This window comes from Gilliamella sp. B3367 (genome assembly GCF_026536825.1).
GTDB lineage: Bacteria > Pseudomonadota > Gammaproteobacteria > Enterobacterales > Orbaceae > Gilliamella > Gilliamella apicola_E.
In genome coordinates this window covers 651940-660057 of sequence record NZ_JAFNNJ010000001.1, presented here as the reverse complement: position 1 = coordinate 660057, position 8118 = coordinate 651940, and the positions used below count along the sequence as shown (strand labels likewise).

5 protein-coding genes and 1 riboswitch are annotated in these 8118 nt (G+C 37.8%); of the genes, 1 reads left to right on the top strand and 4 read right to left on the bottom strand.

Translation table 11 applies throughout. From position 1 onward, the window contains the following. Nucleotides 1–480 precede the first annotated feature (480 nt). The 3 genes from thiQ to thiB are packed head-to-tail and all read right to left on the bottom strand — an operon-like array spanning nt 481 to nt 3779. Complete coding sequence (gene thiQ / locus J3U23_RS02870) at nt 481–1209, bottom strand: thiamine ABC transporter ATP-binding protein ThiQ (RefSeq protein ID WP_267338383.1); 729 nt, start codon at nt 1207–1209, stop codon at nt 481–483. Next, entirely contained in the window at nt 1187–2767 is a 1581-nt protein-coding gene (gene thiP / locus J3U23_RS02865) for a thiamine/thiamine pyrophosphate ABC transporter permease (protein ID WP_267338382.1), read from the bottom strand. The genes thiQ and thiP overlap by 23 nt, the downstream gene beginning before the upstream one ends. Before the next feature lie 13 nt (nt 2768–2780). Beyond that, entirely contained in the window at nt 2781–3779 is a 999-nt protein-coding gene (gene thiB / locus J3U23_RS02860; protein WP_267338381.1) for a thiamine ABC transporter substrate binding subunit, read from the bottom strand. Nucleotides 3780–3819: 40 nt separating this feature from the next. Then, nucleotides 3820–3928, bottom strand: a riboswitch (TPP riboswitch). Between the two features lie 524 nt (nt 3929–4452). Between thiB and argS the strand changes: the two genes are divergently transcribed. After that, a complete protein-coding gene (argS, locus tag J3U23_RS02855) occupies nt 4453–6186 on the top strand; it encodes an arginine--tRNA ligase (RefSeq protein WP_267338380.1) in 1734 nt (577 codons plus the stop codon). 402 nt (nt 6187–6588) lie between these two features. Here the strand turns inward: argS and J3U23_RS02850 are convergent, their stop codons facing one another. Next, nucleotides 6589–7896, bottom strand: coding sequence for a hypothetical protein (locus J3U23_RS02850; RefSeq protein ID WP_267338379.1), 1308 nt, complete (start codon nt 7894–7896; stop codon nt 6589–6591). Nucleotides 7897–8118: the final 222 nt, after the last annotated feature.

Sequence of the window (8118 nt, the reverse complement as noted above, 5' to 3'; positions counted from 1 at the left end):
TGTAAAAAGTATAGTGATTGGAAAAACACGATGCAACACTTTTTTTCGCTCATTTACGTTAACTTTTGTAAATAGGATCTAAAAAAGATCTAGATGATAATTGATTAATCGCTGTTTTAATTAAAGATTATCATCATTACAAATCTTTAGAATCACGGTTATTGATCCTGAAAAAATTATTTTAGTATTTAAAATAGTGGTTATGATCATTTAAAAGTTTTAAGTGAAATTTAAAACCTCAAAAACCCGGCTCCTCAACTTTTTTTAATGGAAAAAACAGCTACTAAAAAACGCCATAGTTTAAAGCGGAATTATTTATTTGAGACAACATTGCAAAACAGAATTTAGAACCTCAAAAACCCCGCTCCTCAACTTTTTTGATGGAAAAAACGGCCACTAAAAAGCGCCATAGTTTAAAGCGGAATTACTTATTTGAGGCAATATTTCAAAACAGAATTTAGACCCCAAAAACCCCGTTCCTCAACTTTTTTTTACGGAGGATTCTAATTCTGAATAATAACTTATCCCTAACAATTTAGCTATCTCTTGATTTTCAGCTAGCTGTTTTGGTTCTGCATTAAATATGACGTTTCCATTTTCAATAACCACACAGCGGGAAAAATGGCTAAGTGACTCATCCAGATAATGCGATACCATCATTAAGGTCAGATTAAATTCACTACAAACCTGATTCACCAATGCCAACATTTCAAAGCGCAGAGCTTGGTCAAGAGCAGAAAATGGCTCATCTAATAATAATATAGGACGATGTTGTATAAGACAGCGAGCCAAAGCCACGCGTTGCCGTTGACCACCCGATAGCTGTTCGGGATAGCGATGGTTAAAGCCTTCCAGCCCGACACGAACCAGTATATCATTAATAGTCGTTTGTTCAGCTCGACTCAGTTTTAATGTCGGCTTAATGCCTAAAGCAATATTTTGTTCAACCGTTAGATGGCTAAATAAGTTATTTTGTTGAAATAGCATCGATACCGGGCGTTGACCGGGTAACGTTGTTGTGACATTTTGGTTATTTAAGATGATTTGTCCTGATTTAGGAAAGATGAACCCCGCAATCAAGCTAAGTAATGTACTTTTGCCCGCGCCACTTGGACCGACAATAACAACCCGTTCTTTAGCAGCAATATTTAGCGTAAAGTGCATGTTGAAGTTGTCATATTGATATTCAATTTTTTGAAGTTCGATCATAATCCATCACAACCAATAAACTAAAAGATAAAAGTAATAATATCGCGGCTGTCACGATACTTTCTTGATAATGATAATGCGATATCTGTTGATATAAATAATAAGGTAACGTGGTTACCGACTGCCCGCCAAACAGAGCTATTACCCCAAAATCGCCCAATGACAATATGGCAGCAAGGGCAAAACTCATCAACATAAGACTTTTTAACCCCTTAAAATCGACCAAATAAAAATGCGTTAAACCATTGATATTAAGGGTTTGGGTTAATTGCCAATAGCGAGCCGTAATATCATACATCGGCGTAGCTAAATTTTTAAGGATGAAAGGTAGCGCCATTAACCCATTACAAACCATAATTAATAAGCAGATAAAAACAGTGTTATGACTAAAACCGAATAACAATAAAAACAATCCCGATGCTAATACCATGTTTGGTATAGCTAATATCAAGGAGGCAACCATCATAAGCCGATTACTTAATTGACGTTGTTGGTTAATCAATAGTCGGCAATTGGTCCATAGCAAAAGTAACCCAAGTAATATCGCTATCATAGCCGAACCTATAGCAATAAGGATTGAATAGAGTAAGGCTTGTTGCAACATCGATGTGAGTAATGAGATTTGGAAAAAATAGAAACCTTGAAAAAGTATAGTAATCATCGGGGACAATATAAATAATCCCCCTATTACGATAATTATCATACTAATCATTTTTAACCAATTGGTTATCGGTAATTGATAGTTGGAGTGACTAAATTTAACACTCAGCTTTCTATCATTTCTATTTATTTTCTGCATCAAGCTGATAAAAACAATACAGCAAACCAACTGCACGCAAGATAGTAATGCGGCTTGTAATAGATCAAAGTCTCGCACCGCTTGATAAATAGCCACTTCCAGCGTGGTGTATTTTGGACCACCACCCAATGCAAGCACTATGGCAAAACTCGAAAAACAGAGCATAAAAATAAGTGCTGCCATAGGCAATATTTGTCTACGAAGTAACGGCCATTCAAGTAATTTAAAATAGGTAAATGTTGAAAAATTAAGTTGTGCCGCTAACTGTCTTTGTTCTATCGCAACACTGTTTAATGTTTTGTAAAAGAGCACACAAGCATAAGGAAAATTCAAAAAAACATGCGCCAACAAAATACCTTGCAAGCCATAAATAGGAAATGAAAATGGGATATGCAGTACTTGGCAAATGTAAGCCAGTAAACCTTGTTGCCCATATACCGACAACAACCCTGTCACAACCACCAAAGCGGGTAAAATAAAGGTAATTGGCATTATTTTTATCAGTAACTTTTTACCTTTAAAATCAATAAAGGAGAGCGCCTTAGCCATTAATATTGCTGATGCCAGCGAAAGTATTGTCGATAACAAAGCTTGATAAAAAGTGATCCAAACAATATGAAGCACATAACTATCAAGATAAATCGTCAAATTTCCTGACTCTAAGGCAAATCGCCAAATAGCAATAAGTGCCGAGCTTAAAATGATGAGTATTAAGCTCGCCGCACTCATTCCGGGTAATAACGATTTAAATTTCAACATTGGCGATACGGATCTATTTACTAATTGCCGATTGCCATTCTCGAATCCAAGCTTTTTGATGTTTTTCAATCTCTGCTGGCTCAAATTCTAACGATTTATTGACCGAATTAATTTGCGCAAAGGCATTAGGTAGATCCGTTTTGATAATCGGATACATCACATTTTTCTCAGCAAATTGGTGTTGGACTTCAGGTGTCAGCAAATAACGTAAAAATTGGCGCGCTAGGTCAATTTCTTGACTGTATTTAATAATTCCGGCTACTTCAACTTGACGATAGTGCCCTTCATCAAAAATAGCTGCTTCGTAGTGATGCTCGTTTTCATTAATGATATGTGCCACTGGCGATGTACTGTAACTAAGTACAAAATCCGCTTCGCCTTTTAAAAACATACCATAAGCTTCGCTCCAACCTTTGGTGACCGTCACCGTATTTTTAGCGATTTGTTGCCACGCTTCTGCTGCTTTATCTCCATAAACTTTTTTTACCCAAAATAGTAAACCGAGTCCTGGTGTACTGGTTCTTGGATCTTGGTAGATGATTTTCCAACCGGCTTTATTTTCAACCAGTTCATGTAAAGAATGAGGTGGATTTTTGACTTTGTTATTATTGTAGATAAAAGCAAAATAACCAAAATCATAAGGCATAAAACTATCATCCCACCAATTGGTGTTAAGATTGTCGGGTTTAGCGATTTGATGAGGAATAAGAATATTCGCTTGTTTGGCTTGCTCTAATAGGTTGTTATCTAACCCTAAAATAACATCCGCATTCGTTTTATCGCCTTCAAGGCGAATACGATTTAAAACCGACACAGCATCACCTAATGTCACAACCTCAAGTTGGCAATTGCATTGGGCTTCAAACCCTTTTTTGATTGCCTCGCCGGGTCCCCATTGTGACATAAATGAATTATAGCTATAAACCGTCAAAGTAGGCAGTTCTGCATTGGCTAATGGGCTAAAAAGTGAAAATAAAAAAATAACAGGTAGTAAAAAGTTTTTACAAAACATTTTGCCTCCAAAGAAATAGGTAAAAGACAAAAGGTTTGAGCAGATATAATAACTCAAATCCCTCCGCTGGCATTATCCAGTTCAGGTTCGACGAGTTATGTCAGTCAATCTGACACTCTCAGCCCACTAGGGCACCCCGTTGAGAACGACATTAGTTTAGAGGGTGAAGGTATAATTGTAAATAGTTACCTTCAACGGTTGCCTGCAAACTTATCTACGATTTTGGAAGAGAGTAACTGCGCTTGATCAAACTGATAGATCTATTCTTTATAAAATTCCCGCCTAGCCCCATTTGTAATCGGAAAATCGATTTATTGCTTATTTAAGGAGTGAGTGAGTTTTGCATATTCATTCAAAAAGATATTTTCACCATGATTATCATAGTATTTTGTCAATTGTGAATCTGAGTTGTTGCAGATGGCCTTGAGCAAACACCAACGTTGAAAAGAGCAAAAGGATATTGATAATCAGGTAGTTAAATAAATTTCGGCACCTGTTTTCTCTTTATTTTTTTATCTATTTTATAATTGAGTTGATAGATTACATCTAAATAAAAAAATTTTCGTTTATAAAAGAATCTGCTATTTACTTGTCCTTAACTAATCCCACAGTGACAATTTATCAATTTATCAGTATTATATTGGGCATTTTATTTTAATCGATTAGGTTCAGTGTGAATATTCAACAACTATTAACACAACGTGTTTCTCAAGCAATGATTATGGCGGGTGCTGATAAAAACTGCGACGCTTTAATCAAGCAATCAGCTAAAGCCCAATTTGGTGACTACCAAGCAAATGGTATCATGTCTACCGCTAAAAAATTGGGAATGCCACCACGAGCATTAGCTGAAAAAGTTTTACAACATCTTGATATTGATGATATTGCCGATAAAATCGAGATCGCCGGTCCTGGTTTTATTAATATCTTTTTAAAAGATAGTTGGATTGCTGAACAAAACGAAGTCGCGCTAAATAGTGATAAACTGAATATTACTTTACCAGCCAAACCACAAACTATTGTGGTTGATTACTCTGCACCAAACGTAGCAAAAGAGATGCACGTCGGCCATTTACGCTCAACCATTATTGGTGATGCTAGTGTCCGAGTATTAAGCTTTCTTGGTCATAATGTTATCCGTGCCAACCATGTTGGTGATTGGGGAACCCAATTTGGGATGTTAATCGCCTATCTTGAAAAAATGGAAAACGAACATGCCAACGATATGGAACTTTCAGATTTAGAATCGTTCTATCGCGCAGCTAAAAAACATTACGACGAAGACGAAGCCTTTGCCGAAAAAGCCCGTAATTATGTCGTAAAACTTCAAGGTGGTGACCAATATTGCCGTGAAATGTGGCGAAAACTGGTGGATATCACCATGACACAAAACATTGCCACATATAAACGCCTTAATGTCACCTTATCGGTTGAAGATACAATGGGCGAAAGCATCTATAACAGTATGCTACCAGGCATTGTTGCCGATCTAAAACAGAAAAAATTAGCGGTTGAAAGTGACGGTGCCATCGTCGTATTTCTAGATGAATATAAAAATAAAGAAGGCGAACCAATGGGCGTTATTATCCAAAAACGTGATGGTGGCTATCTTTATGCAACAACCGACATTGCCTGTGTAAAATATCGTTACGAAACACTTCATGCTGAACGTATTTTATATTATACCGATTCACGTCAACACCAACATCTAGAACAAGTTTGGGATATCGTGCATAAAGCGAAATATGTACCAGAATCCTTAAAACTTGAACACCACATGTTTGGTATGATGTTAGGTAAAGACGGCAAGCCGTTTAAAACTCGTTCAGGTGATACCGTAAAATTAAACGACCTGCTTGACGAAGCAACAGAGCGTGCAGAAGCACTCATTAAAAGTAAAAATGCCGATCTTTCACCAACAGAACTTGCCAAAGTGATTGATGCTGTGGCGATTGGCGCAGTGAAATATGCCGACCTATCCAAAAATCGTACCACCGATTATGTTTTTGATTGGGATAACATGTTGTCATTTGAAGGCAATACTGCACCATATCTACAATATGCCTATACACGCGTACTGTCGGTGTTTAGAAAATCAAATATCAACGAAGATAGCTTAACTGGTAATATCAATTTAGGCACGGACAAAGAGCGAACATTAGCAATTCGATTAATTCAATTTGATGAAACCGTTTCAACCGTTGCTGTAGAAGGCACACCGCATGTGCTATGCGCCTATTTGTATGATATCGCCACCCTATTTTCTAGCTTCTATGAGCACTGCCCAATTTTGGCAGCCGAAAATGAAGACTTAAAACATAGCCGTCTAAAACTGGCATCTTTAACGGCAAAAACCCTTAAAACCGGTTTAGATATGCTTGGTATTAAAACGGTTGAAAAAATGTAACAAAACCAGCCACCGATATTGTTCAATATCGGTGGTATATCTCCACTTAAAAACATCTTAAAAATTTCAGCGTTTAAAATTGAGGGGAGTTTTATAAAACCAAATTTATCCCCAAAAAATCCTCAACTTTTTGATATAAAAACACAACTAAACACCACAGCTTAAAGCTGGATTATTCATATAAAACAATATTAAAAATTAGGATTTAGAACCTCAAAAACCCCGCTCCTCAACTTTTTTTGTAATAAAAAAATAAACCCGCTGGTAATTCAAACGTCGCTAAGCCACAAAATCGATTTTTATGGCTAAACGACGTTGGCTCTTAGCTTGCTTTTAATTGCTTAATACTTTTTTCCTCACCCCTAACCCCGGCTCTAAGGATTAAGGACGAAGGAATAAGAGCTAAGGATAGACGCAAAGACCGTAGCCGGAGTACTGCCAATCCACATAACCGTCCTGTGTGGTCACGACATGTTGGGCTCTATAATACGAGTCGCTAGTCAAGTACCAATAGTAGTTGAAGCCAACGCCTGAATAATCATCCATTTTACCCCACTCCGAGAAAAAACCAGAACCTATACGACGTATGTAATGATTATCAGATAAGAAAGTAGGATTGGCTACATCCTCCCAATATGCATTAGTTAAATCACGTCTGCTAGGCAGATGTTGATAACCAAGACGATTACACCAAGATAAGGTATCAGAATAATTGCGCACCATAGCACGGTTGACGAACCACTGCTTCAAAGTAAAACCATATTTAACAACAGGAATACCATTATTGTCACGACCGACCAACTCGAAGGTCTGAGGCAAAGATGGAGTGGAAATACGATCAGGATAGGATGAAGCCTGTTGGGATTCGGTAGCGTAAGGACCCGTTAAAGTAACGCGTACGCTTGTAGCAGTAGGATTAGACATAGTAGCAGTGATACCTCCATGAGAAACAGGAGACCAAGACAATGGCTGACTACTATCAGAAATGAGTAAATCAAAGTACAATCCATCAGCGCCAGTTGTAGGAAAGTTTAAACGGTAAGATAACGGGTCAGTTGACTGAGTGAGAAAACCATTAGCAGGGTCCCACATCGAAACCGGACCAGCAAAATCCCAACGAGAGTTATAAGTAGAATCACCACGCTTACCATTTTTTAAATTAGGTTTGGCAAAATTAACTTTAGCACAAACTGAGGTACCAGACTTTGGATTGACGTAATAAGTCTCACTACGGGCACTGAAAGTACTACGATTAGGAAATCCGTAACGAGTTGATAATGTACCGTTAGTACTGGATAACGTAACTCTATAAGGTGCAGAATCAGTACATGTCGTTAAAACAGTATTACGTGATACAGGCCGATTGTTTTTATCGACAATAGATAAACTTAAACGACCAGTAGCAGTAACGCCAGAATCACCATCATCATCCCCCCAATAATTATTAGGAGGACCGATAAGAGAACTTAAATCGACTGAGTTAGTATCAGTAGGAACGAACATACGAATATCAGCAAAACTCTGACCCTCAACCGGCAAGACGATAGGTCTTGAAGAAGATGATGAATTGGTAGAAGGCGTATAATGTGTACCATCAGATAGCGTAATCCCAAGCAGACCGTTAGCATCAACAACACGTGTACGACCTCCATCGAAAGTCAAATAAGGTGGGCTACCCTGTATCGCATTCCTAGTTGTCTGTGATGTCAATGCGTGACCCGAGAAAGGAAGAAAAAAAGCCGCGGAAAAAACAATCTGCCGGGATAATTTGGGAAAAGATCGAAAACAGGATCTGAAAGAGGATCCGGAAAACGACCGGAAAAAAGATCGAGAAGAGGATCGCGGAAGCGATCGCGCGAAAATTCGCAGAATTTCACTTGATTGCGTGGAAAAATAAGTTTCAGTGAAAAATTTAAGATAGGAGTTGAACTT

Bases quoted from the DNA above. Each gene is read 5' to 3' on its own strand.
- thiB (WP_267338381.1), bottom strand. From the start codon at position 3,779: ATGTTTTGTAAAAACTTTTTACTACCTGTTATTTTTTTATTTTCACTT.
- thiQ (WP_267338383.1), bottom strand. From the start codon at position 1,209: ATGATCGAACTTCAAAAAATTGAATATCAATATGACAACTTCAACATG.
- thiP (WP_267338382.1), bottom strand. From the start codon at position 2,767: ATGTTGAAATTTAAATCGTTATTACCCGGAATGAGTGCGGCGAGCTTA.